22 protein-coding genes and 1 tRNA gene are annotated in these 24045 nt (G+C 60.8%); 8 read left to right on the forward strand and 15 right to left on the reverse strand.

Going from position 1 to position 24045, the window contains the following annotated elements:
- Positions 1–63 precede the first annotated feature (63 nt).
- Both PCJ49_RS23765 and PCJ49_RS23770 read right to left on the reverse strand, forming a co-directional pair.
- The gene (locus tag PCJ49_RS23765) at positions 64–303 is read right to left on the reverse strand and encodes a hypothetical protein (RefSeq protein ID WP_269913158.1); all 240 of its coding nucleotides are present in this window, start codon (positions 301–303) and stop codon (positions 64–66) included.
- 112 nt (positions 304–415) lie between these two features.
- On the reverse strand, positions 416–1180 hold the full coding sequence (locus PCJ49_RS23770) for a tyrosine-type recombinase/integrase (RefSeq protein ID WP_269913159.1): 765 nt from the start codon (positions 1178–1180) through the stop codon (positions 416–418).
- Positions 1181–1402: 222 nt separating this feature from the next.
- Between PCJ49_RS23770 and PCJ49_RS23775 the strand changes: the two genes are divergently transcribed.
- Complete coding sequence (locus PCJ49_RS23775) at positions 1403–2386, forward strand: hypothetical protein (protein WP_269913160.1); 984 nt, start codon at positions 1403–1405, stop codon at positions 2384–2386.
- Here PCJ49_RS23775 and PCJ49_RS23780 read toward each other — a convergent pair whose 3' ends face one another.
- Together PCJ49_RS23780 and PCJ49_RS23785 are read right to left on the reverse strand one after the other, a co-directional pair.
- Complete coding sequence (locus PCJ49_RS23780) at positions 2387–3334, reverse strand: hypothetical protein (RefSeq protein WP_269913161.1); 948 nt, start codon at positions 3332–3334, stop codon at positions 2387–2389.
- A 174-nt stretch (positions 3335–3508) separates the two neighbouring features.
- The gene (locus PCJ49_RS23785; protein WP_269913162.1) at positions 3509–4279 is read right to left on the reverse strand and encodes a hypothetical protein; all 771 of its coding nucleotides are present in this window, start codon (positions 4277–4279) and stop codon (positions 3509–3511) included.
- 223 nt (positions 4280–4502) lie between these two features.
- Here PCJ49_RS23785 and PCJ49_RS23790 point away from each other — a divergent pair, with 223 nt between their 5' ends.
- From PCJ49_RS23790 to PCJ49_RS23805, 4 genes are all read left to right on the forward strand, one after another.
- Entirely contained in the window at positions 4503–4763 is a 261-nt protein-coding gene (locus PCJ49_RS23790) for a type II toxin-antitoxin system Phd/YefM family antitoxin (RefSeq protein WP_269913163.1), read from the forward strand.
- Positions 4760–5197 (forward strand): type II toxin-antitoxin system PemK/MazF family toxin, encoded by a 438-nt coding sequence (locus PCJ49_RS23795; protein ID WP_269913164.1) that lies wholly within the window; start codon positions 4760–4762, stop codon positions 5195–5197. Before PCJ49_RS23790 ends, PCJ49_RS23795 begins: the two co-directional genes overlap by 4 nt.
- A gap of 104 nt (positions 5198–5301) precedes the next feature.
- On the forward strand, positions 5302–5571 hold the full coding sequence (locus PCJ49_RS23800) for a hypothetical protein (RefSeq protein ID WP_269913165.1): 270 nt from the start codon (positions 5302–5304) through the stop codon (positions 5569–5571).
- Positions 5572–5726: 155 nt separating this feature from the next.
- Complete coding sequence (locus PCJ49_RS23805; RefSeq protein WP_347710445.1) at positions 5727–6014, forward strand: hypothetical protein; 288 nt, start codon at positions 5727–5729, stop codon at positions 6012–6014.
- Between the two features lie 23 nt (positions 6015–6037).
- On the opposite strand, the gene PCJ49_RS23810 is transcribed toward PCJ49_RS23805, so the two are convergent.
- Positions 6038–6457, reverse strand: coding sequence for a hypothetical protein (locus PCJ49_RS23810; RefSeq protein WP_269913166.1), 420 nt, complete (start codon positions 6455–6457; stop codon positions 6038–6040).
- On the reverse strand, positions 6454–9459 hold the full coding sequence (mobQ, locus tag PCJ49_RS23815) for a MobQ family relaxase (protein WP_347710446.1): 3006 nt from the start codon (positions 9457–9459) through the stop codon (positions 6454–6456). The genes PCJ49_RS23810 and mobQ overlap by 4 nt, the downstream gene beginning before the upstream one ends.
- Positions 9460–9539: 80 nt before the next feature.
- Between mobQ and PCJ49_RS23820 the strand changes: the two genes are divergently transcribed.
- On the forward strand, positions 9540–9860 hold the full coding sequence (locus tag PCJ49_RS23820) for a mobilization protein (RefSeq protein WP_269913168.1): 321 nt from the start codon (positions 9540–9542) through the stop codon (positions 9858–9860).
- On the opposite strand, the gene PCJ49_RS23825 is transcribed toward PCJ49_RS23820, so the two are convergent.
- The 6 genes from PCJ49_RS23825 to PCJ49_RS23850 all read right to left on the reverse strand — a co-directional run bounded on the left by PCJ49_RS23825 (position 9829) and on the right by PCJ49_RS23850 (position 16408).
- The gene (locus PCJ49_RS23825) at positions 9829–10503 is read right to left on the reverse strand and encodes a hypothetical protein (RefSeq protein ID WP_269913169.1); all 675 of its coding nucleotides are present in this window, start codon (positions 10501–10503) and stop codon (positions 9829–9831) included. The two genes, PCJ49_RS23820 and PCJ49_RS23825, sit on opposite strands and share 32 nt — an antisense overlap.
- Complete coding sequence (locus PCJ49_RS23830) at positions 10500–12164, reverse strand: TraM recognition domain-containing protein (RefSeq protein WP_269913170.1); 1665 nt, start codon at positions 12162–12164, stop codon at positions 10500–10502. Before PCJ49_RS23830 ends, PCJ49_RS23825 begins: the two co-directional genes overlap by 4 nt.
- Positions 12154–12459: a hypothetical protein gene (locus PCJ49_RS23835; RefSeq protein WP_269913171.1), complete on the reverse strand. Its 306-nt coding sequence runs from the start codon at positions 12457–12459 to the stop codon at positions 12154–12156. Before PCJ49_RS23835 ends, PCJ49_RS23830 begins: the two co-directional genes overlap by 11 nt.
- Before the next feature lie 201 nt (positions 12460–12660).
- Complete coding sequence (locus PCJ49_RS23840) at positions 12661–13578, reverse strand: prepilin-type N-terminal cleavage/methylation domain-containing protein (RefSeq protein WP_269913172.1); 918 nt, start codon at positions 13576–13578, stop codon at positions 12661–12663.
- A gap of 185 nt (positions 13579–13763) precedes the next feature.
- Positions 13764–15476 carry a ParB/RepB/Spo0J family partition protein gene (locus PCJ49_RS23845; RefSeq protein ID WP_269913173.1) on the reverse strand — a complete coding sequence of 571 codons (1713 nt, stop codon included), beginning with the start codon at positions 15474–15476 and terminating at the stop codon, positions 13764–13766.
- Between the two features lie 41 nt (positions 15477–15517).
- On the reverse strand, positions 15518–16408 hold the full coding sequence (locus PCJ49_RS23850; RefSeq protein WP_269913174.1) for a zincin-like metallopeptidase domain-containing protein: 891 nt from the start codon (positions 16406–16408) through the stop codon (positions 15518–15520).
- A 1052-nt stretch (positions 16409–17460) separates the two neighbouring features.
- Here PCJ49_RS23850 and PCJ49_RS23855 point away from each other — a divergent pair.
- Positions 17461–20574, forward strand: a complete 3114-nt coding sequence (locus PCJ49_RS23855; RefSeq protein ID WP_269913175.1) for an AAA domain-containing protein — start codon at positions 17461–17463, stop codon at positions 20572–20574.
- Positions 20575–20693: 119 nt separating this feature from the next.
- Here the strand turns inward: PCJ49_RS23855 and PCJ49_RS23860 are convergent, their stop codons facing one another.
- Positions 20694–20897 carry a hypothetical protein gene (locus PCJ49_RS23860; protein ID WP_269913176.1) on the reverse strand — a complete coding sequence of 68 codons (204 nt, stop codon included), beginning with the start codon at positions 20895–20897 and terminating at the stop codon, positions 20694–20696.
- Between the two features lie 320 nt (positions 20898–21217).
- Here PCJ49_RS23860 and PCJ49_RS23865 point away from each other — a divergent pair, with 320 nt between their 5' ends.
- The gene (locus PCJ49_RS23865; protein WP_269913177.1) at positions 21218–22270 is read left to right on the forward strand and encodes a Fic family protein; all 1053 of its coding nucleotides are present in this window, start codon (positions 21218–21220) and stop codon (positions 22268–22270) included.
- A gap of 117 nt (positions 22271–22387) precedes the next feature.
- Here PCJ49_RS23865 and PCJ49_RS23870 read toward each other — a convergent pair whose 3' ends face one another.
- Positions 22388–23710, reverse strand: coding sequence for a site-specific integrase (locus PCJ49_RS23870; RefSeq protein ID WP_269913178.1), 1323 nt, complete (start codon positions 23708–23710; stop codon positions 22388–22390).
- Between the two features lie 177 nt (positions 23711–23887).
- Positions 23888–23964: transfer RNA gene (locus tag PCJ49_RS23875), tRNA-Met, on the reverse strand.
- Positions 23965–24045: the final 81 nt, after the last annotated feature.

Raw genomic sequence — 24045 nt, forward strand, 5'->3', positions numbered from 1 at the left:
CAGCCTGATTGCGGCCATCGCCCAACTGCTCGCGGCGTGGCGCTCCTCGTGAGCGTCACGCCGTCAGTTACTGTCAGGCTGGGGCGCCATCAACCGGGCGAAGGCGTCTTCGATAAGTGCCTTTGCTATAGCCGGGTCAACTTTGGCGGCACGGTGGGCCACCCACGGCATAAGGCGAGCCACGGCGACACCATCCTGAACAAACGCGCGGATGTCACTGCGCGCCACCATCTCCATAACCTCCGCAACCCATGCCTCCGCCGTTGCCCCATCAATGTCCAAGATCGACTGCTTCTGTGTCATGGCCTGTTCCTGCTGTTACGAAATGCCCGTGAGCACAGCCAAAGCAGCACGACCGGGGAAATCATCAGTTCAAGGAAGCCCAAGGCGAACCGGAGCGATGCACTGCCATCCTTCAACATGCGCACCTCCACGTTTGCGATGAACCGCTGAAAGGCTGCACGGCGCGGAGAACGGCATCGCAGAGCTGGCGCAGGCGGGCATTTTCTTGCCGCAGGCGGTCGTTTTCCTGCCGAAGCTGCCGCAGGTCGGCGATGTCGGTTACGGCGGGGGCAATCATCGGCAGCGTCGTGGATGGCCCCGGCTTTTCCAACGCTCCCACCGGCCACCAGACACGGCTTGCAAAGCGGCGTTCTTCAGTGCCGGTGGCGTCGAGATACACCATCGTCATGCGCAGGGTGGCATGGCCCATCCAGCGCTGGATCAGGCTAGGGGGAACCCCTTGCGTGGCACAGCGGATGCCGAACGCATGGCGCAAGCCCCGGATGGTGGCCTGCGTGCCGTGGATGCCCGCACGCTGCATCGCCTCGGTGATAAAGCGCCAGGCTGTGGCCCGATGGAAATGCCACAGGCAACCATCGGCCTGCGCAGGCAACGCCAATAGCATGCGCAACAGATAGTCGGGCAGCGGCACCCGGCGATACACCACGCGGCGGCGTTTCAGGGTGGCAAGTACGATGGCACTGTCCACGGCATCGACCTGCGGCAGTGTCACCGCCAGCGCTTCGGAAATACGGCAACCCGTATGGGCCACCAGATAGCACAGCGCCCGCCGCGCATCGGGCAACCGATCCGCTTCATGCAGGAAATGCGGCACCTCGTCCTCGCTGAGGTACTTCCGGTGCCCGGCCCCATCGTAAATTTGCCAGTCCTGTGCCATGCCCGTTCTCCTTGTGCCGCGCTCAACCGAATCGGCAATAGGGTTGCGCAGGCTTTTTCGTACGCGAGCATATCCGCCGCCATCGCCACCCATGCAAAATACAGGGTGGTCATACTGTCCAGAAAAACCATGTGATTCAGAGTTAAAATAGCAACAAAATTGCCGATACTGTTGCACGATGTCATCATTTGGAGAGTTTTTACTGCCCCGTCGGTGACTCTCATGCACCCGTTTTCTTCCAACCTGACGCGCCGTGATTTCTGGGCAATGCTGGCGCTTTGTGGGGCCATGGGCTTTGGAGGCGTTTCCGATGCCCATACCCTGCCCATTGATGCGCCCCAAACCACTCAAACAACAGGTAAAGTTAATCTTCTTCAAACTGTCACACACATAAGTAATAGGCTTGGTAAGAAGGAGTTGGAGCCAAACATTATTTCACGCACAGATATTTGGAGATTCGTTATGGCTGAAGCAAAACAAAGACCACAGTTACTTGAGGGTGTTGAGCGCCTGGATCGTGCAGCTGAGGTTTTCCCGACGGAATATTACCTGAACCGTTACCAATGCATGGCTGGTCTAAGAGCTCAAGGCATTGATGAAATGCGAGAAAATTCTGGCAACCCTACAGAAGGCTTTAACGTAAATGACTTCTGCCTGCGCGTACTGGATGTAAGTGCAGACACGGAGCGGAAGCTGAGCGCCCTCAATGGTCGCCAGCCCGACGCCCTCCTTGACCGCCCTGATAAAGGATTACTGCGCCCATACATGGCCATCGTGGCCGACAAGAAGGTAAAGCCTACGCGAGAGAACGCCGAGATGGCCGTGAATGCTTACCTAAAGGCTCTGGACGATCCCAAAGTCGCCGCCAAAACCACCCCGCATATGATACCGCTGGGCTCCGGCGAAAGCCTTGTGCTGGTACCGGGCGTTGCGTTCGACGCCGCTTTTACAAAGCGCGTGCTGGAGCACATCAGGAATCCAGCCGCTCCCCTGCCGAAGCCAACGCAGTCGCTGGAGGAAGTGCGCGCCGATGCCGAACAGGCATTCCGCAACCATGGCATCACCTCCGGCGAGGCTGAAATTGGCGGCGATGATTACGGCATCTACTACCTGAATCGTGGCAAACAAGTGGCCGAGAATGCCGCAGATGATCGAGCCTACCAACCCGCACCACAGAACCAGCGCCTTGCTGCCGGGCGGCGCTAGTTACAACCTCGGAATCACTGACAGGTTGGGTTTCTGGGTGCTTGTAGCGGTCGGCTCCTTGGAACTGACCGGACAAGCTTCCTGATATTCATAGCTTTGCGGCGGTATCTCGGCCAGTTGCTCCGCTATCACCAGCCGATCTGCCATCGGCTGATCAGGCCCGCCATAAATAGGATTCCGCTCCGCCTTAAGTTGAATTTCACTCAGTACAATTTGATCACGAAGCATCTGTATGTCGCCGTTCTCAGCCAACTTCGCATTCTCCGCCTGTGACTGTGCGATCTTTGCTGAGCGCTGCTCATCGGACAGCGACATATCTGCCTGTATTCTCATCTCCTGAATCTGGTTCAATTTATCCAGAGCATCGCGGACTTTATCCTCAATGCCGCTTGCCGCTGCCGCGCCCGCAGTATCACCGATGGCCAATGCACGGTCTTTTGCTTTCCCTGCCAATATCAGGTCGAAGTCAAGTTTGCGACGGGCGGCGGCGGCTTTCTCCTCCTCGGTTTCTGCCTTGTCCATCGCATCCTGCAAGGCAGTGCGCTGTGCCTTTTCTTCGTCGGTGAGGTAGGGATCGAGTTTCGAGAACGCCTTATCCACCGCCCGCATCGATTCCGACAGGCTTTCCCACAGCTTGTGGCGCCTTTCTTCTGCGGAATGCGCATCATGAATCAGATGCCCGGTTTCTGCCTTCTTGGCATCGGCCATGACATTGAAATCGGCAATGGCCTTGGTGGCGTCGTAGGATGGGTCAAGCCGATACCGCTCTTGGATTGCACGGGCTTCATCCTCCATGCCTGGCGGAATGGGGCCAAGATCGAGTTCCGGGCGTTCCGTCGCCACGGACGCACGGTCTTGCTCAGCCTTGCCGCTGGGCGTCCATGGCAGTCCGTCGGCTTTCACCGCCTCCGCCAACTGGCGAAGTACATCTTCTTGCGAGAGCGTCATTAACCATCCTGTTCAATTAATCGCCCTCTGTGTGGCGTTAACAAGTAACGTGGCTATGACTTTACAATAGTATTAATTGTTTAAATATTTACTAACAGGCGACAAAAATTCGTATTTATTTGATATACTAGCAAATAATCGGGATCAGCGGCCCCATTTATTATTTCTTTTACGCTATTGCAGCGTAGGGCGCATGCGCTGTTCTGTGCCCCAAGGCCGCGATGCATCCACCATGCTGACGGTGGAGGGGGGCGAGGCTGTCACCGCTGAGCCTCGCCCGTCTGGGAAGACGCCCGGCACAACATGGAAAACGAACTGCAAGGTGATGCTGCGCATCTCACCGAACCAAGCCCGGATTTCCTTTTCGGAGACCACGGCAGCCGGATTGCCCAACGCCGCCTGAATGGTGCGTGAGTGTTCACTCAGAAGCTGGTTCAGCTTCTGCACCGTGTCGGCAAAGCCTGTCGGCGCATCGCCAGACCCTGAAAGGGCCGCGTGGAAGGCGCTGTGCTTTACCATGCCGTCCAGCCACCATTGGAGGCGGTATAGGTATTTCAGGTATCGAATGGCCTGGTCGCGGCGTTGCTCCGGCGTTTTGGTGCGGTACATGTGCCGGACGACGATATGGGCAAGCTCGGCCAGCGGGAGTATTTTAGCCTCTTGGGCTTCCAACTGCCGCTCGATCTCGTCCAGCGCCTCCGGCGTCACCGGCAGGGGAACCTGCGCCATGGCGGCCATACCCTCAGTAAAGACCTTCGATAAGCCATTGCGCTGCTGCTCGATCTCATCAAGCCGTGCGGCTTTGTCGTCTGGCGACAGGATATAGGAGATAGCTTCGTTGTTCTTCTCAATGGCAAGGGCCAATTGATGGAAACGGATCAGTTGCCCGGCCAAGCGTTGGCGGGCTTTCATGTCTTCATCTGCCGCCATCATTGCCGAACGCACCTATTTCTCCTTATCTATTCTCGAATGATGACACATAATTATTAATTTTTTACTTAGCCATTACGCAAAGCAGTCAAAGTAATAACACCGACATTCATCGAGTCTCAAAAAGCATTACTTGTCAGTGGCCTGACGGTACTTCGGATGGCATCTGTCAATGCCATAGCCTTCATCCTTGCAATTTTATCCATTTTATCTATAATGGATAAAAAGGAGCGCCGTTATGAAAGTCACCACGACTGAGTTCCAACAGCATGTTGGACGCTATCAGGATGCCGCCCAGCTTGGGCCGGTCGCCATCACGAAGAACGGACGGACGCACACCGTGCTGGTGTCAGCCGCTTTCTTCGAGATGGTCATGAAAGGGCGGGTCGCCCGTCCTGTTGAGGAACTGGACGATGACACGTTGAAGGCCATCGCCAACAGCACCGTACCCGATGAATATGCCGCGTTGGATAAGTTGGTGGAAGGCTGGCGTCCGTGAGTCTTCCGCAGCCGGTTCCCGGCCTTGTCATTTGCTATAGCTATCTTTGGGCACGGGAACATGCCGGTGGGGCTGAGGAAGGGCGCAAGCACCGCCCATGCGCAATTGTCGCTGCGCGCCAAATCATCGAAGGGCGCGAGGTGGTGACGGTGCTGCCGATCACCCATACCCCGCCACAGAACCCTGCCGACGCTGTTGAAATCCCACCCGCACTGAAAGCCCATCTGGGATTAGATGATGCGCCCTCGTGGGTCGTAGTAACGGAAACCAACGACTTCCTATGGCCTGGGCCGGATGTGCGGCCCATACCGGGTCAGAAGCCGACACGCTTCCATTACGGTGTGTTACCGCCCCGGTTCTTCAAGCATGTGCGGGATATGTTGCTGCAAGCGCATCTGCACCGGCGGATCAAGCCGGTGCCGCGCACGGAATAGCCCTAACCCGTTGAAAATGCGCTCTGACGGGGCCCTCCCTTGACGCAACTTGCGTATTTTTCGCATTTCATGTATATTGCGCATAAATGGGAGCGTTTATGCACATGACAACCACAATTCCCGCGTCGGAGTTCACCCGGAATTTTGGTCACTACCGCATGGTGGTGCAACGGGAGACGGTTGCCGTCTCCAGCCATGGGCGGATCACCGGGTATTTCGTCGCCCCGGCAGAATATGAGGCGTTCCAACGCTTCAAGGCGCAGCGGCACAGCTTTGCCACGGTCGAGCTGTCCGAAGCGGAAGCGGAGGCTATCGGCGCTTCTCGCATGGATGAACGCCATGCGCATCTGGATGCGCTGCTCGACCCGAAGTAAGCGGTTGAGGCATGAGCATTCCCGATCCTGAAGCAGGTCTTGTTATTTCCTATTCCTACCTGTGGCATCACGAGCATGATGCCGGGTAGGACGAAGGCCGGAAAAACCGCCCCGGCGTCATAGTGCTTTCTGCCATCCGTGAAGCTGACGGGGCAGTGATTGTCACCGTCCTGCCGATCACGCACACCCCGCCCGCGAACGCCGGGGATGCGGTGGAAATCCCGCAGCCGGTGAAAGCCCATCTTGGGTTGGATCACGAACGGTCATGGGTCATGGTAAATGAAGGCAATCGCTTTGAATGGCCCGGCTACGACCTGCGCCTGATACCCGGAACCGGACGCCATGCCTACGGGTTCCTGCCACCCCGGTTCTTTGCCCAGATCGCAGACGCATTCCGCACGCATTACCGGGCGGGGCGTTTGTTGCTGGCCTCGCGGGATTAGCATAGGCCTCCGCCCAAAGACCCCTAGCGTGGTTCTGTTTGACTGGCTTTCTGTGCCTCCGTCACCTGCACCCGCTCAATCACCGGCGCATCCATCGCCACCACCTTGCCGTCATGTTCGTATAGCTCCATCAGCGTATGGGCCATGATGGCCTGCATCACCGCTTTTAGGCCGTGGCCCTGCATGGTGACGGCTTTGCCGCGATGGGTAAAGGTCAGGAACTCGGCTCCGCTGGTGCGGCGCAGGGCCAGGTTGTCGAGGTTGTGGTAGAGGAAGCCGTCCATGTCGCCGCTGGCGCGGTGGAGGGCAAAACCCATCTGCACCCGGCTGCCGCTGCGGAAGGCCACGTACTCACCATCGGCGGGGAGCGGCACAGGGGCGGCCTGCCCTTCCGGGACGGCTTCGCGCTGGCGGATGATGTCTTTATAGATGTTGCTGCTCATGGGTCGATGCCGCCGGGTCTGGGCTTCGGGTCATGCGACGGTTTGGCATTATATCCCGCCTGACGTGCATTGTCATCAACTCCCGGTTGAAGATTGATGTCTGGTCGTGGTGGTGCCGGGCTGTCCGGCGCATGCTCCATCCGGTTCCGCCAGAAGGCGCGCATACGATCCCAGCGGCCACCGGATTCTTTGTCCTCCTCGGCGCTGGCCCGCATGTCGGCGGCGGCCTGCCGCATGGTGCGGCGGTGCATGAACTCGAACGCATCCACCACCCGCCGGAAGGCGGGGCTGTAGCGTTGCTGCTTGGTGCTGCCTGTATCCGTGGCGTCCGCCGGCGGTGCCACCGGGCGGAACTGCACAGCGGCCCGGCTTTCCTCGGGGCGGCCCATCTGGCGCGCGAGCTGGTTCAGGTCGTAGTCATGGGCTTTGTCGGGCGTCCATTGGCCCTGCACAAAGGCCACATACCCGGCAAGGCCCCGGCGCTCGGCCATGTCAGGGCGGGCGCTGGCCCACCGCGCAAAGGCTCGCTCTGCCTGCTGGCGCTGCGCGTCGGTCAAGCCGTCAACACCACCCTTCGCCGCCATCCATGGGTCGGTGCCGCGCACCGTGTCGCGGCTGGCAAACAGATGCATGGTTTCGGCATGGCGGGTGGCACCGACATAGGAGGTGGCGGCACGCTCCCCACCACCATGCAGCCGATAGGCAATGTCCACCGTCGCCCCTTGGCCCTTATAGACCGTACCCGCATAACCATGCCGGAAGGCATTGAACTCCCCAGCCTGCATGTTCTCGCCCACGGTGAAGGACAGGGCCGCTTCCTCCTTGCGCCCATCAAGCACCACCGTCACCCGTGCGCCCTCGATGCGGCGGATGGTGGCCACCACACCGTTGGCAAGGCCCGCCTGCCGGTCGGCCTTGCGGTAGCCATTGCCGGTGAACTGGATACGGTCGCCCACGGCAAACGGGGTTTCTCCATCCTGCACGGTCAAGACATGATCTGGCCCCAAAAGCCCCCGCTGCCGGTACACGGCGCGCAATGCCTCGTTCACCAGCTTGGCGTCCTCGTTGCTATGAGTATAGGCAAAGCGCCGCGCTTCGGGGGAAGCTGCCAAATCGTGGGCATAGCGTTCCGCCAGCGCCGCGCGGGCGGCTTCGCGCGTGTCGGCCCAATGGATGAAGCCCTGCTTATCGAAGATCTCCAGCGCCTCGCGGAAGCGGCCTTCATGCATGGCATTGAAGGCCTGGCGCTGGCCCCCGGCATCGGGGGCATGGTCACGGATACGGCGGATTTCGGAAAGCTCGGAGACAAGCTGCGGGTGCCGCTCCCGCAGTGCCCCGAACAGCCCGCCATGCTGGTAAGCACTGGCAAGCTGCCGCTCATCGCCTACCAGCACCAGCTTGGCCCCGGCCTCATCGGCGGCGCGCAACAGGCCCAGCATGTCGCGGGTGGACAGCATCGCCGCTTCGTCCACCATCAACACGGTATGGCGGTTCCAGTGGGCGCGCTGGCGCTCTACATCCTGCATGGCCCCGGCGATGGTGCGCACCTCGCGGAAACCATCGCGTTTCATGTCCTGTATCACTTTGTTGGTGAAGGACAGCCCCACCACCCGCGCGCCATCGGCCTCATAGGCTTGGCGAATGGCGGTCATGGTGTAGCTCTTGCCGGTGCCTGCTTCCCCGGCAATGATCGCCAGCCCCTCGGGGCCGGTAGCGGCATGGAAAGCGGCATATTGTTCAGGCCGGATGGAACCGAACTGCCCCCGCTCCATGATGGCAATGCGGGTGGTCTCCTTCACACGATGGCCGGTGTCACGGGTGCGGGCTTGGGCAAGGTCGAGGGCCTGCACCTCGCGCCGCAATACCGCCTTGCTGGTGTAGCGGGTAACAGGGCCGCCATGGCGCTCGGCCAGCCGCACCACCTGCGGCAAGGCAAGGATGGCATTGCACAGATGGGCGCGCTCGACCTCACCGGACACAGTGCGTTTCAGTACGGCTTTCAACTCGGCTTCGCTGAAGGTCGCGCGGCGCTCGGTCAGGGCCGACAGGATGGCAACGGGATCGTGGGTGCGGGTGGCGCTATCCTCGGCTTTGGCATGGGCGCGGCGCTGGCGTTTCACTTCCTCGTCGCGCTGCTTTTTGCCAGCCTCCACGGTCGCGGCTTCGATGGAAGCACGCTCCTGATTGCGTGCCATCACCGCCCGGTTGGCATCGCCCACATCCGAACTTTCGCCACGGCGTTCCATCGCCGATGCGGACGGCCCCAGATGCCGGGTTGCCTCACGGTCGATCCATTGCGCTTCGTAGCTGCGATGGTCGATGCGCGTGTCGATGCCCGCCATTTCCAGATGGCGGTTGGTGAGGTCGGCCCATGCCTTGCGAATGGCGCAGACGTTCTTCTTGCCGCCATTGGCAAGGTTCAACTCGCGCACCTTTTCCCCGAACCCGGCATCGGTCATCCGGCGGTCGGTGATGAGCAAATGGGCGTGAAAATTCCGGTCATCGCTGCGCCGGTCGGGGGCATGCAAGGCGAAGTCCACCACCACACCATAGGTATCGACCATGTACCGGGCGAACGCCCGCACCAGCGCCAAGCGCTGGGCGCTGGTCAACTCATGCGGCAGGGCAAGGCAGAACTCGCGGCCCGTGGTGGCGGTGGCGCGACGGGTGCTCTTGTCCTCGGCCTGTTCCGCCGCATTCCACAGTTTGGCGCGGTCGGTGGCCCATGCGGGGGAACCCAACGGGGCCATGATCTCGGCATGCAGTATGCCGCGCTTGCGCGTAAAATCATGCACCAAGCCAGTACGTTGGTCAGTCAGTGCGATGCCCGCGCGATAAGCGGCGGCGGCCACAATACTGCGCCCGCGACTCCGGCCAATGGTGCTTGCGCTGCAATGATATATTGCCATCGCTTTTTCCCGCCGGGAGGCCGCACTCATTCCAAAGGAATGACTAAGTGCGCCCTTCGCCTTGCTTGGGATGATAGCACGGGCTTCCGACATTCACCAAATGGCATGTCATGGTAAGATGCTTTTCGCCTTCCCGGCGGTAGCACTTACAGCGCACAGAAAGGACGGTGCCCATGGCGCGCCAGAAACCCATAGACAAAGCCAAAGCGATTGACCAGCAGATTCAGCAGTTGCTGGCACAGAAGAAAGCATTGGAAGCGCAACAGCGCGACGCCGAACGCAAGGCCGATACGCGGCGCAAAATCCTCGTCGGGGCGCTGGCACTGGAACATTGGGAAAAGAACCGTGCCAGCGAGTTCGGTAAAGTGATGCATCGCCTCGTGGATGAATACGTCACCCGGCCCCATGACCGCGCACTCTTCCCCGAACTGGCCCCGGTGGCGGGCGGGAGCGAAGCGCCCACTACGGCAACGCCGGAGGATGGCGCGGCGTAAGCAGTGCCGCCACTTCCGGCGGTAGTGCCGCATGCAGCTCATGGGGTGGGCGCGGGGCCGATGGCCGCAAGCGCGGCACGGCCACCGCCACCGGCACCGGGGCAATCACCCGGTTCCTGGCCTTCAACACTGCACGGGGACGCAGCGGCCACGCGGGCGGCGGGAAGGTGCCCAGCACCAGCGCCAACATTTTTGCCAGCGCCCAAAGCGCCACCAGCAAAGCCACCAGCACCGCCCCGATCAGCGAGGCATACAGGCCGAGATGGCCGGTCTGTGCGCTGGTGGCCAGCACCCACGCGCGCCCGTCGCGGTCGATGCACAGCCACCATGCCAACAACAGCAGGATCAGCAGCGCCCACCGGCCCGGTATCCATGCCGCCAGACAGGCCAGCCACAGCACCGACAGGGCAAGCATCACCAGCCAAAGGATGGTTTCGGGACGGTCGTTGCCGTTGAACCAGACGGCAACCCCATGCACGCCCTGTTGCACCCATGGGAACAACAGCCATGCCGCAACGGTCAGCGCCGCCACCACGATCCAGCGCGCCCCCGGCTTGCTGAAAAACGCCACCACAGCATAGGCGCTACAGAACAGCACCCGCAGCAGATACCACAGCCACCGAAAGGGCATCGCCGCGCTCATTGCTGGCTGAACTCCGCTTGTATCCAGTGCTTGCCGGTCGCCTTCCATGTCGCGCCATTGCGGATCACGATGGCGTCCACCTTGAACTTGTTCTTCTGGCCTCCGGTACGCAGCCGCCATGCGAATGCATCGGGCGGGATGGCGTATTCGTAGCGGTATTGCCGCGCGCGGCTTTCCGACTGGCTGCGCCCGGAACCGCCATCGTAGGAACCGGCCTCATCGTGCCGATGGCCACCGCCGCGCCGCTCGTTGGCGTCGCTGGTGGTCAGCACGATCTCTTCCTGATGCTCGCGCCCGATGATCTCGGCGGCGGCCTCGTTGGTTTCACGCGAACTGTTAGCGTGGAAGATGCGGGTGCCGAATTTCGACAGGATGGCGTCAGCCCGATGCTCGGCATCGCGGCCCAGCCTTGCGTAATAGGTGGGTAAATCTTGTGTCGCATAGACGACGCACAGGCGTGCGGCGCGCGCCGTGCTTAACAGGTCGTCGTCGCCGCTATTGAGGAAGAATTGCGCCTCGTCGGCAAACAGGAAGACGGGGCGGGTGGTGTCCGTGGCGACATGCCGTTGCAGGGCCTGCCCGAACAGGTATTTCACCATGGACTGCGCCACGATGGCCGTGGGGCCATGGCGCAACACCGGCAAATCCAGCACGATGATTTTGCCCTCGCGCGCCATCTCCGGCACCCAGGTGGTGCCCTCACAAAAGAGCTGGCGCAATTTCCCCGTGGCAAAATCCCCCGTCAGGTTCTTGATAATCGCCCCGACAATCCCCCGCTCGCGCGGGTCGCTGGCGGGGATTTCATCCGTCCAGACTTCGGCATGCAAGGCCAGGTCAACGGACTCCGGCAAGCTGGCGGGATCGACGCCAAGGGCGGCAGCTTTGGCCTCGATGGCGGCGGCGGCAAGGCACACGGTTTTGAGGGAGAAAATGCCCACCTCGTCAAACTGGTGCCGCCGCAATTCCTCCAACGCGCGCTGTTTGCCGGGCGTGTCCAGCGTGCTTTCCATGACGCGCTGGATCTTCGCCTGCTCGATCTTCATTACCCGGTCGCGCTCGTCCAGCACGGCCTGCGAGTTGGTCGGCGTGTCGCGGATCATGTCGTACAGCGACTTCATCGACACGTCGCCATAAGCGGCCAGCAACAGCGGGAAGGCGCTTTTCAGCCAGCGGCTGGCGGTGTCGTAGTAATAGCGCCCACCGTCCCCGGCACCACCCTGCGCACCCTTGCTGTCGGCCACGCGCGCCGCTTCCGCCGCGCGCTCCATGAGGGCCACAAGGTTATTCTCATAACCCGGCCCCGCCAGCGTGGCGACGGCGTAGGACAGGATGTTGAACCGTTCCGCCCCGCTGCCATCCACGATAATCAGGTCATCGCCGCGCCCGCATGCCTGCGCATAGCCGCGCCATGTGTCAGCCTCGCCGGGCTTGGCGCACAGCACCAGCCCACCCATGCCTGCTTTCAGGAAGGCATGGGCCAAAGCGCGGGCGCTACCGGACGATTTGCCAGAACCCGGCGAACCCCAAATGGCGGTGGCTTCCACCGCATCCCGGATGCGCCACACATCGCCCTTGCCGAATGACAGCAAGGGCGTGTCGAGGTTGGCGTGATAGGGAACGGGATGGCTGGCGGGATGGATGGGCGCGGGCTTACGGGTCAATGCGTGGCCCTTCGATCCGGGGCGGCTCCACCTTGGGGGCCTCGATCTGCGGCGCTTCGATGGGGGTCAGCGGCTCCCCATACACTTCCGTGAAATGCGCCTCCGATAAGCCCGGCGTCGGGCCGGTGCTGTAGAAATCCGGCTCCGGCTTTGGGCTGGCTGCCGGTGTCGGCCATTGGAAATTGCCGGTGACCGGACGGCCATACCAGCCTTCTTCCACCACCTTCTGCCTTATGTCGTTCAACGGCCCTTCATAGAGTTGCTGCATCGGGCCATAGAAGCGGTTCCTGCTCATGCTCTGAATCCCCTGCGTGCATTGGATTCAGATTAGCATCCTGTTAAAGTTCCCTGCGAGTCTGTTCTTCTCGCTTTTTGACTCATCGGCACGATGCAGTGGGGTGAGCATGGCATCCAGGGCGAAAGACAGCGGCAACACACCACGCTCGCTACAGCGGCCCAAATATCCAGCCCAGTGGGCAGAGTCGGTCGTCCGGGGTCAAATATTGCTCGATAGAGTCCCAAATACCCAGACCAGGGTGCAAAGACGGTCGTCCGGGGTCAAATATGTCTGGCAACCACTGAATTGCGACGCACCGGTGCCGTCTTCCTTCGCCCAATAAGCCGCCGCGGGATTTGAGGCGTTCACTTTTGAGCGAATTTTGCCGTTATCTGACACCCCATCATCATATTTTGTATCGAAACTCCAAGCTGTCTCGTTCACAAGCAATCCACCATAAGCAGAAAAAAACTGATCGCTGCCGGTGTCGCCATACGCAATCTTCCCAAGGGTGATAATATTATAAGCAGAAGCATAACCACTCCCGTTCGGCTGTGACATCACAAGTCGATTTGTACCAGTCAGCGTGCCACCGGCGGTCGATCCTAAGCCATAAACTGAATTCTGACCTATAGGCGCAGCGGGTATGTTAACGCCTGCCACGAACCCATAAGGGAATGTGGGGGTGAGCGTAGGGATGCCAGTGTATTGCCCTTCCACCATCCGTGCGAGGCTGAGATGCTGCCAGGCAAACATGGATTCCGTGTTGATCTGCATAGCCTGTAATCCACTCTTGTACCTAGAGATATACCCATTCCCATCCCCATCGCAGGTGCCGGGCGCTGCGCCTGCGGCAAGGCCGTTGCGGCAACTGACATCGTTGCCCGCCGTACCCGCGGCGAGGCCCCAAAACTGGGTGGCGTTGGGCAGGTCGCCGGGGTAGAAGAAATACTTATCGCGGAACGCATTCACGGCGGCTTCGTATTTCGTAAAATCCGCCCCCACCTTGCGCATTTCACTGGCCTTAATCAGCGACTGCCCAACGAGTACGCCACCCACCAGCAAGCCCAAAATAACCAGCACGATGGAAAGCTCCACCAGCGAAAACGCTTTCTTATGCAAGTAAATAGAAAACACTCAAATACCCATAATCATGGAAATAACATGCGCATGATGCTATATTATTCTCACCTGTACATAAATATTTTACTTTCACAGCATCGTTCTAGTGTCCATTTTCACCGGATGTTGCAACGAGCACTGCCCTTGCAGCCCACTGCAAGGGCAGTAGGTGGCGAGCGGAACGCCCGCCACCCGCACCCTCATGCCGCTGCGGCGTGAAGGGTGCACTCCGGTGTGTGCGGGCTACGCAGCACCTCCGGCACCCACTCGGTTCCCGCCAACGCACGGGCAGCCGCGGCTGCCGCTTCCTTCTTTGGCAGGCTGGCAATCGCCACACCGGGCGACACGCCCGCATCCGCCACCATCTTCGCCAACATGGGCTTGGTTAGGCGGCTATAAAACCCATCAACGCTCGGCGTCCAGTGTGCGGCCATATCCAGCGATAGCGCCCCTGCAAGCTGGTCGGCATGGGTCAGCCTATCGCTGGCAGGGCTATCGTCCTTGGCCTGCACGGCGTTGACGCTGCACGCGGCAAGAAAAGCCAGCAGGTCGAGCAGCACGGCCTGCGGCTGGGCAAGGCACCAGCCGAACAGGTCGGCAGCATCACCGGGCAGCAAGTCGCCCCACCGCTCGCGCTCGGCCTCCATGGCGGCATGGGCAGGGCAATCGTCCAGCGCCTTCGCGTGACGCTCCAAATGTTCATGCTCGGCGCGGATGGCGAGGCAGGAACGGGAACCCTGATAGAACAGCGGCAAGGCCAGCGCCTGCACCGTCGCCGCCAGCGCCACGGCTGGATTGCGCGACAATTCCAGCCGCAGGGCGGCGGTGCGGTGGGCGGTGAGTTCGGCCACCATGGCGGCGGGCAACGCGCCACGCTCCGGCCCCTGCCGGTGCGTGGGGGCGGCGTCTGCCTTGGCATCGTCGGGATGCACCAGCCCGCGTTCGATGCGCAACGTGCCATCATGTTCCAACCGCACCCGCGCCCCGGCCTTCGCCATGTCCTCGGGGGCATAGGCGAGGCGGTCGCCATCGGGGCGCGGATAGACGCGGGTGTAACGGGTGCTGTAGTCGGGCTGTATCTCGGGGAGCACCCATTTCCAGCCCTCGGCCTGCACGGCGGTTACCTCGTCGGCCATGATTGCGGCGGCAAGCCGATGCACCAACGCCCGGTCGGCCATATAGCCTTCGTCCTCGGCGTCGAACAGGTCGCGGATGATGGTGCCGCCTGCCGCCTCATAAGCGGCAACACCCACCAGCACGGCCAGCTTGTCGGTGAGCGGCACGGCTTCATGGGTGAGTGCCTGTTTCAACAGGTACGGCTCACGGTTCCAGTCGGGCAGGTTCTCCCATGCCTGTTCCTGCGCGGCGTGGTCGTCGCTGATGGCGAGCGCCATCATGTGCGCCATGGTCATTTCCCCATTACGGAAGCGGGCGCGCAACGAAGGGGACACGCGGGCCAGTTTCAGGCGCTGGCGCACGATGGCCGGGGTGGTGCCGAACCGGGCGGCGATGTCATCAATCGCCATGCCCTTTTCCTCGGCCAGTGCGAGGAAGGCGCGGCATTCATCGTCGGGGTGCATCGGTTCGCGCAAGGTGTTTTCCGCCAGGCTGATTTCAGTGGGGTCGTCACCTTCGGCCAGCACCCGGCACGGAATGGGGGCATCCTTGGCCAGCGCCTTTGCCTTGGCCAGCTTCTTCAAGGCGGCAAGGCGGCGGTTGCCTGCCACCACCTCATAACGCCCGCTGGGCGCAAGGCGCACGTTGAGGTTCTGTTGCAAACCGTGTGCGGTGATTGAGGCCGCAAGCGAAGCAACCCCCATCTGCTGCCCGGTGCGCCGCGCATTGGCGGCGGAAGGCACCAGCTTGTTCAGGGGAATGGTGATGATGGTCGGGGTGGTGATGGTGGTGGTCATGGTCTTCTCCTTCAAAGGGTTTGGTTAGAAAAATGGGAAAATCAGGCAGCCACGGCCTGCGGCTGGCGCGCGTGCATCCAGTCGGCGGCGGCTTGGGCTTTGGCGGCGGCGGTGAAGATGGCGCGCGGGTCGTTGCGCAGCACTTTCAGCCACGAAGCGATGTAGGCGGCATGGTCGGGCCGTGGTTCCGGGGTGAGTGCCAAATCACTGCACAGGAAGGCCGCCCCCAACTCGGCAACCAGTTCCTCGGCGGCATAGCTTTCCGAACCGAACCGGCCTTTCAGGTCACGGGCGCAACGGCTGGCGTGCGCCGTCCAGTGGGTGGCCTCATGGGCCAGCGTGGCATAATAGGCAACCGCATCATGGAACGCGGCAAAGGGCGGAAGGTGGATTTCATCGCGGCTGGGGATGTAACAGGCCCGCGCTCCCCCTTCCTTGATGGTCGCCCCAAGGGCAGCAAAGAACCCTTCCGCATGGGCAATACGTGCCGCCTGCGGCAAGGCTGGCATGGCGGGGGCTTCCCATCCTTCCACCTGCTGAGCGTTGAACACGCAATAGGCACGGGCGAACACGCGGGCGTGCGGCTGGTCGCTGTCCTCATTCTGGCTTTCCGCTTCACGGCTGGCCGGGTCGCTGACTTTCCAAAACACGACGGTCGATGCCTTCTCCCCCTTGCGAACCTGCGCCCCTTTCTCCTGCCACTGCTTATAGGTTCCCCAGATGGGCGAGGCGTACCCGGTCGCCTGTGCCGCCACCCACAGCGCCACCGTGTTGATGCCCCGGTACGCTTTGCCACTGGTCACATTGAAGGGCCGGGCAAGGTCGCCTTGGGCATGCCACGGCATCTTGAAATCCCCAGCCCCTGCCTCAATGGCGGCAATGATGCTGTCGGTGACACGGGTATAGACGTTCTGGCGGGTGTCGGTGGTCATGGGTCTGTCTCCCTTTGCAAACGAAGTGCGCAGCCGCTGCTGCTGCACTTCTGCCCCGTGGCGAACGCGGGGTTGGGAGGGGGAGAAGGCAAATCGACAGGGTTGGTGCGGGCGCAACGCAGTGAGCCACGGCCCTGTCTATTTTCCTTCGGGGGAGAGAAGGGGCGGCACCCCTCGGCCTCCCCCTTAAAGCCGCGTCTGCGGCGGCATGACCGCATCAGGGATGGAAGCCGCATGGCCGAAACCGACCGCAGTGCGGGTTCGGTTCACGACAGCCCGGCCCCGCCCGTGGGCGGGGGATGCCGGGGTTCCTCAGCCAATTATTGCCTAGGTTTGCGTTCCGGGTAGAACATGTGGCGCGCACTCGCGGCGGAGGTGGAAGCGGATACGGTGGGCGACGATAGGCTTGCGCCATCTTCAATCTATAAAAAATTAGTTGTATCGACAAAAGCGGACTCTGGTATGCCTCATACCAGCCGATTGACATTAATTTCCGTGGCCTATTACCGTTGAGTGTTGGTCGATAAATTACATTGCTGACATATGCCAACAGGGGAAAGGTATTGGAAATGCATATTCAAAATGGGCGGCCATACCTGAAGAAATCGATTGTGCAGTTGGAAGCTTTATTCGATGAGAACGCTGAAAACGCCGCCGCATTGAAAGTTCTGGCTCAGGAACTAAGACACAGGACGACTGAGCGGTCAGAGCGGTTGCTAACCCGTGTAGAAGAAAGGCTTGGGCTAACTTCTGGTACAGCGAGAAAGCCAGAAAACCAACCAGCCGCGCCGTCTATGAAGTCGGCACGGACCGATGAACCTGCTCACCTCACCGACTCTTTCGCGAGACACAATTCTGCCGGCAGCCCCCCTCCGAAAGCCGCTGCCCCGCCCATTATCGATTTGAACCGACTACAGCCTGCGCAGCCACCTACCGGCACGAACCAGCCGACAGGAATTCTAGCCGCATGGATTGCCCTCGAAGCCCTCTCGCCACAGACCTACCGAAGGCCCGAGGATCTGGCAGCAGGCGACAGGAGTTGTGTGGCAAGCTTGGCTTCGGCCCCGTTACCCTGGGAGAAGGGGGAAAAATCCCGACCGAAGCGCCAACTCTACTATCAGGTCATCCTGGGCGCGATCCCTATGGATCAAGCGACCAATGAACTTGTGAAAGCATTCGGAGAAGATGAGGAGCGCGGTAGCCGCGCACGGGAGAAGGCTGCCATTGCCGCCATCCTTGTCGACAAGCATGGCGTGCCGGTGGAAGAGAACGGCATCGCCGTCTCCAGCTTCGCCTGGGCATTGCCGCTTGCACTTCAGCGCAAGCTGGAAGCGCTTGGGTCCTGGCCGAAGGTCGAGCCGAGAATCATCGAGAAACTGGACGAGATCGTGCGCCGATTGGACGATCAAGGCCAGCCGCTGCCGCTTGATCTGTCAACAATCCGCATGGCCCATTCATGGCTTATCAGCCAGTTCGGCCTACCTCCCCAACTGGTCGAGCCACCTGCGTTTGCCCTGCGCGTGTATCATTATTTCAAGGCACGGAATCCACCCGAAGCCACCCTCCTGAATTCGTTCTTCCTTGGGGACTTGGTTCTGGCGAATTCCATGATCGTTCAGGGAAAGGCGCCTGTCGGTCTGCGGCGATATTTGGGCGCAGGAGGGCTTTCGCAAACCACCGACCTGTTTGTCGATCAGCGATCCCTAGAGAAGGCAGTCGCGCCAGCCATGATGCCGGGGGCCAAATGGCCCAGCCCCGGCGGTCATCCATTGGTCCTGCTCCAACAGGCGGCGGTCAACATCGCAAGGTCGGAACTGGCTGGGGCCGAAGGCGTCGTGGCGGTGAACGGCCCTCCCGGCACCGGCAAGACAACGCTGCTGCGTGATCTCGTCGCGTCCTGTGTGCTGGACCGTGCGATGGCGATGACCAGATACGACGATCCTGAAACGGCGTTCCGTCCTTCCGGGGAAAGGGTATCAGCCGGGGAGAAGGCGTTCTTCCATCTTTACTCCCTGGCACCGGAATTGAAGGGCCATGAAATTCTGGTCGCCTCCAGCAACAACAAGGCGGTGGAGAATGTGAGCCGTGAGCTGCCTGCCATGAAGGCGGTAGGCCGGCACCTCTCGGAACTTAGCTACTTCAAGTCCGTCGCCGATCTGGTTCATGGGCCGCGCGATGCTGACAACGAGGAACGAACGAAAATCGAGCCCTTGGAAACGTGGGGGCTGATCGCCGCCGTCCTCGGCAACGCGCGCAACCGGGCCGCGTTTCAGCAATCCTTTTGGTGGCATGATGATCGCGGCTTCCGGCTCTACCTCAAGGCAGCGAAGGGAGACCCGGTGGTTAGGGAGATAACGGACCCCGACACCGGAAAGATCATCGAGCGCCGGACGCCGGCGATTGTTCAGCTTGAACGTCCGCCCTCGCCAGCAGCCGCGAAGACCCAATGGAAGAAGGCCAGGGCACGCCTCATATCGCTGAAGCAGGAGATTGATGCCGAGCTGAAGGGATTGGAAGAGGTTCGACAACTCTGCTTCAGCCTGACGGATGCGAAGCGCGCTCTATCCGAAACGCAGGTCGCCCTTGAGCGGTTATATGCAAAGCGATTCGAGCCTGAGCAGCGCGTGTCCGAGTACCAGTCCACCCTGGCGGGCGCAAGGGAAAGCCATGAACGAAGTGCTCGTGCGGTGGCTGGTCACCGGGCCCTTCGTCCTGGGCTTTTCTCACGTCTCTTTCGGACACGCAGGTGGAAGGAATGGGCATCCTCGAATACGCCGCTCGAAGTAGCGGCAAGGCGCGCACGGGAAGCAATGGGTTCAGCCGAGCGCCAGTTGGCTGAAGCTACCAAGGCCTTTGAGGCGCTGCTGTCGGCGATCCGAACGGCTGAACGAGACGCTGCTTCCGCATCCCGCAAGGTGGCTGACCTTTCCGGCCTTATTGAAAAGCATCGTGCGGTCATTGGTGGTGGCCTCATTGATGAGGCCTTCTTTAGTGCCGCACATGGAACACGCCACCTGACAGCGCCGTGGATTCCGGCGAGCCTGCATCGCAAGCGGGAGGACCTATTCATTGCCGCGCTTGCCGTGCATCGGGCCTTCATCGATGCGTCGGCACAGAAGGTGCTCCACAATCTAAGCATCCTCATGGATGTTTTCTCAGGGGGAGCGCCCCAGGATGAAGCCAAGCGCAAGCTGCTTGGCGACTTGTGGTCCACGCTCTTCATGGTCGTCCCGGTGCTATCCACGACGTTCGCATCGGTCGAGCGTATGCTGGGCGACCTACCGGAAGGCAGTATTGGCTGGCTTCTGGTGGATGAAGCCGGGCAGGCGTTACCGCAGGCCGCGGTGGGCGCGGTAATGCGGGCCAAGCGGTCGATCATTGTTGGGGACCCGCTCCAGATCCCGCCGGTGGTGACGTTGCCGGAACGGCTGAACACGGAAATCTGCCGATACTTCCGTGTTGAGAAATCCATTTGGGCAGCTCCCGAGGCCTCCTCGCAGTCTTTGGCGGATCGTGCCTCGGTGTTCCAGGCTTCCTTTCGCTCTGACACCGGCCCGCGCCGCGTGGGCATTCCACTTCTCGTTCACAGGCGGTGTCAGGACCCGATGTTCGGGATTTCCAACCGTATCGCTTATGACGGCCAGATGGTCCACGCCCCAGGCCCACGGAATCCTGGCGCGGTCGGTAAGGTCCTTGGACCCTCAGCCTGGTTCAATATCGATGGCGAGGCAGATTCCAAGTGGAGCCCGGCAGAAGGCGAACTGGTGGTATCGATGCTAAGGAAGATTGCGGCATCCGGCGTCATCGAACCGGATGTCTTCATTATCACACCGTTTCGCATCGTTGCCCAGGAATTGCGGCGGCGGCTGGAAGCCGAGGCTGCCCTCTTCGCTGCGTTAAAGGTTGACCTCAATGAATGGATTGGGGATCGTGTCGGAACGATCCACACGGTCCAGGGTAGGGAAGCAGATACGGTTATCCTGGTTCTGGGGGCACCAAAGGCATCCCAGAATGGTGCCAGAAGCTGGGCAGCCGGAACTCCGAACATCTTCAATGTCGCGGTATCGCGGGCTAAACAGAATCTCTACGTTGTCGGCTCGCACGGTGCTTGGTCGGGAGTCGGAAACGGGCGGGAATTGGCGATAATCCCTAGGCGATCCTTGTAGAAGGTTACCGCCATAATGACCTCTTTTGCTTTGAAGGTTGATATCGGACATTGCTATGCACTTCCGAAACGGGCACCGTGTTCCAACGGTGCCCGTTCTTGCAAGAGGCTAAATGAGGGCTATGCCTCTGCCTCTTCCTTCGGTGCCCTCAGCACCACGCGCCCGTCAATCGGCAGGGCATCAAGGATCAGCGTCAGCCCGCTGCCGTCACCGTGCGGGAACACCGCACCGATCTTCGTCCAGTAGCTTTCCTTGCCGACCTTGCGAACAGTGTGGGCCAGGTACACGGGGGCTTTGCTGCTGTGGCTGGAATGGGTGGTCATGGTCATCTCCTTTGGTTTGATGGTGGATGTCCCGAAGGACGGTCATCAAGAACCCGGCGATGAAGCCGCACCTGTCCCCCCTAACACGGGAGCGCACGCGAATGGAGCGGGCCGGGGTGGACAGGAAGGCGCGGCGGGTAAGACCGGCCTACACTGAGGGCACCACGATCAAGCCAAAGGCGATGCCCTACCCTTGACCGCAGCAGCCGCCACGCCCTGATCCTGCCATTACCGTTCCCAGCAACGGAATAATGGATGGAATTGGATGGACAATTGGCCCCAAACCTGCCATGGGAGAATGGATGGGATTGGATGGATTTATGGCACTCGACGTCACCACATTGCGGATTACCCCGGCCTTGCTCTCGTTGATCGCGGAGATCGACGAGTTCAAAGGGGCATGGCGCGCCATTGGCCGCATCGCGCCGGAGCGCCTGTCGAAGCTGCGGCGGGTCGCCACCATCGAAAGCATCGGCTCATCCACCCGCATCGAGGGTGCAAAGCTGACCGACCGGGAGGTGGAGAAGCTGCTTTCCAACCTCCATATCGGCACCTTCACTAGCCGCGACGAAGAGGAAGTGGCGGGCTACGCGCAGGTGATGGAAACCATCTTCTCCGCCGCCGATGCCATCCCGCTGACGGAGAACCATATCCGCCAACTCCACCGCGACCTGCTGGCGCATTCGGGCAAAGATGCGCGGCACCGGGGAGCCTACAAGGCCCTCGATAACCATGTGGAAGCCTTCGATGCCGACGGTAACAGCCTTGGCGTGGTATTCCGCACGGCAACCCCCTTTGAAACCCCGCAGCGCATGGAAGAGTTGGTGGGCTGGGTGCGCGCCCGGCAGGAGGCGAACGACCTGCACCCGTTACTGGTGATCGCCGTGTTCGTGGTGGTGTTTCTGGAAATCCACCCATTTCAGGATGGCAATGGGCGCTTGTCGCGGGTGCTGACCACCTTGCTGCTGCTGCGCGCAGGCTATGCCTACGTGCCGTTCAGTTCGCTGGAAAGCATCATCGAGCAAAGCAAGGAAGGCTATTACCTCGCCCTGCGCCGCACTCAGGGCACTATCCGCACGCCAGCGCCCGACTGGAACCCATGGGTGGAGTTCTTCCTGCGTGCCCTGCAACGGCAGAAGCAGCGGCTGGAAGCGAAGATGGAGCGGGAGCGTGTGCTGCTCGGCACCCTGCCGGAATTGTCCGTCGCCATCCTCGAACTGGCGCGCGAACATGGTCGCGTCACGGTACAGGAAGCAACCCGCATCACCGGTGCCAGCCGTAACACGGTCAAAGATCACTTGAAGGCACTGACCGATGACGGCCACATCGTACAGCATGGGGCCGGGCGCGGCACATGGTACGGGCTGGCCTGACACCTATCGGTCATGAAGATTAGGAAATGGCCCAAGGCCAAGGGACGGGGCCAAGCCCCAAAGGGCGCACCCGCGAGGGGTGCGCCACCGAACCGGCGGGCGGTTCGGAAAAAGGGGTTACAGGTCGTCGTTCGGTGAAGTGGCTTTACTGGCTGCTGCCGTCGTCCGCTTCTTCCGTTTCGCCGCCTTCGGCTTCATCACGTTGATGGCCGACGTATCCAGTGTGTGTTTGAGATGGATGGCGTAGTGCTTCTCGATCATCTCGACGCTGGTTCGGCAGTTCTTGGCGATCTGGTAGATGTCTGCGCCTTCCATGAGGCGCATGCAGATATAGGTGTGCCGCAAGCTGTAGGCCGTGCGCGGCTTACCGTCACGGTCCAGCTTGAGGCCGGTTCGTTCCAGCAGGTTGTTGAACAGTTTGATATGGTTGCCGGGAAACACCTTGTCGGTCGATTGCGGATAGGCCGTCACGGGGGCGGCTGGCGCTGCACCGCCTTCCTTCTTCCGTAGCTGGCGCTCACGCCGGGATTCTTCATGCACCGGCTTGGCGCGTGCCAGCAGGCGGCGATAGACGCGCACCGCCCCCGGCATGCTCTTGCCATGCCCGACGCCGCGTTTCCCGCGCACCTCGATTTCAAGGATCTCGTCGCCGCTATGTTCGTCCTCGGCAATCCGCACATCGCGGTGTTCGAGGTTATAGGCTTCATCCGGGCGCAGCCCGGTGTTGGCCATGAACAGGATGAAGTCGTACACCTGCTCGGCGTTCCACCGATAAAAATCGGTGACTTCCTCGCGGGCATATTTCCGGGCCGCTTCGTAAAGCTGCTTGTATTCCTCGGGGCTGAACCATGGCCGGTGCGTGCGCTTGGCCTGGCTCTTATAGGGAGCGGAGAGGTTCGGCAGATGGTCGATCCACCCATGGCGCTGTGCGGTCTGTAGTACGAGGCTGAGGGTGATGATCTCATTATGAAGAGTGCTGCGTGCCGGCGGCTTGGTCTTGGGCTTGTGCTTCCCCTTGGAATGCGGGTTGGGCAGCATGTAGGTGGTCATGCGATGCACCCGGTATTCCTGCACCTTCCCCGCCGTCAGTTTATTGATGGGCAGGTCGCCAAAGAACGGCACCAGATGCACGCGCAACCGCAGCTCATGGCCTGCCGTCCATTTCGGGCTACGCTGGCCGTCGGTGATGAGGCCATATTCCTTCAAGAACTGGCTGGCGGCTTTGGTGAAGGTCGGGCCGCTTTCAAGGACGCCGACACGATCTTTGGCTTTGAGGGTGATGTACCAATCCTCGGCGGCCTTCTGGGCCTTCTCCAAGGATTCCTGTTTGGTACTGAACTGGCGTTGTTTTCCGCCAACAGACGCGCGGGCTTGCCAGAAACGGCTGCTGCCACGTTGTTCGAGCTGGAGTTTGCCCCCCAGCATTTTGATTGTCGTCATAATCGACCATTCCTTTCGCGTTAAGCGAGCGGAACGGCAATTTTACACGCATTTTCGACCAGCGACCATCAGGTTTTGCCTGAGGGGTCAAAAGTGCCCTAAAACTGCCCTAGGGGATTTTGGGCCTTTTTGCCCTTCCCCTAGCAGGTAACTGTCATTGATTTTGTTGGGAAAATTTGGTTGCGGGGGCCAGATTTGAACTGACGACCTTTAGGTTATGAGCCTGACGAGCTACCGGGCTGCTCCACCCCGCGTCAGAGGGGGTTGTTTTCCCCCAAACGGTAACGCCGCCTTTGAGAGGCGGCGTTGGTGTTTTTGGATTTCGTGAAGTGTTG

Source organism: Niveispirillum sp. BGYR6 (assembly GCF_027568365.1).
Taxonomy (GTDB): Bacteria; Pseudomonadota; Alphaproteobacteria; order Azospirillales; family Azospirillaceae; genus Niveispirillum.

What these genes read in the sequence shown, in the direction of transcription:
- PCJ49_RS23765 (WP_269913158.1), bottom strand. Translation starts at nt 303, where the DNA reads ATGACACAGAAGCAGTCGATCTTGGACATTGATGGGGCAACGGCGGAG.
- PCJ49_RS23770 (WP_269913159.1), bottom strand. Translation starts at nt 1,180, where the DNA reads ATGGCACAGGACTGGCAAATTTACGATGGGGCCGGGCACCGGAAGTAC.
- PCJ49_RS23775 (WP_269913160.1), top strand. Translation starts at nt 1,403, where the DNA reads ATGCACCCGTTTTCTTCCAACCTGACGCGCCGTGATTTCTGGGCAATG.
- PCJ49_RS23780 (WP_269913161.1), bottom strand. Translation starts at nt 3,334, where the DNA reads ATGACGCTCTCGCAAGAAGATGTACTTCGCCAGTTGGCGGAGGCGGTG.
- PCJ49_RS23790 (WP_269913163.1), top strand. Translation starts at nt 4,503, where the DNA reads ATGAAAGTCACCACGACTGAGTTCCAACAGCATGTTGGACGCTATCAG.
- PCJ49_RS23800 (WP_269913165.1), top strand. Translation starts at nt 5,302, where the DNA reads ATGACAACCACAATTCCCGCGTCGGAGTTCACCCGGAATTTTGGTCAC.
- PCJ49_RS23810 (WP_269913166.1), bottom strand. Translation starts at nt 6,457, where the DNA reads ATGAGCAGCAACATCTATAAAGACATCATCCGCCAGCGCGAAGCCGTC.
- mobQ (WP_347710446.1), bottom strand. Translation starts at nt 9,459, where the DNA reads ATGTCGGAAGCCCGTGCTATCATCCCAAGCAAGGCGAAGGGCGCACTT.
- PCJ49_RS23820 (WP_269913168.1), top strand. Translation starts at nt 9,540, where the DNA reads ATGGCGCGCCAGAAACCCATAGACAAAGCCAAAGCGATTGACCAGCAG.
- PCJ49_RS23825 (WP_269913169.1), bottom strand. Translation starts at nt 10,503, where the DNA reads ATGAGCGCGGCGATGCCCTTTCGGTGGCTGTGGTATCTGCTGCGGGTG.
- PCJ49_RS23835 (WP_269913171.1), bottom strand. Translation starts at nt 12,459, where the DNA reads ATGAGCAGGAACCGCTTCTATGGCCCGATGCAGCAACTCTATGAAGGG.
- PCJ49_RS23845 (WP_269913173.1), bottom strand. Translation starts at nt 15,476, where the DNA reads ATGACCACCACCATCACCACCCCGACCATCATCACCATTCCCCTGAAC.
- PCJ49_RS23850 (WP_269913174.1), bottom strand. Translation starts at nt 16,408, where the DNA reads ATGACCACCGACACCCGCCAGAACGTCTATACCCGTGTCACCGACAGC.
- PCJ49_RS23860 (WP_269913176.1), bottom strand. Translation starts at nt 20,897, where the DNA reads ATGACCACCCATTCCAGCCACAGCAGCAAAGCCCCCGTGTACCTGGCC.
- PCJ49_RS23865 (WP_269913177.1), top strand. Translation starts at nt 21,218, where the DNA reads ATGGCACTCGACGTCACCACATTGCGGATTACCCCGGCCTTGCTCTCG.
- PCJ49_RS23870 (WP_269913178.1), bottom strand. Translation starts at nt 23,710, where the DNA reads ATGACGACAATCAAAATGCTGGGGGGCAAACTCCAGCTCGAACAACGT.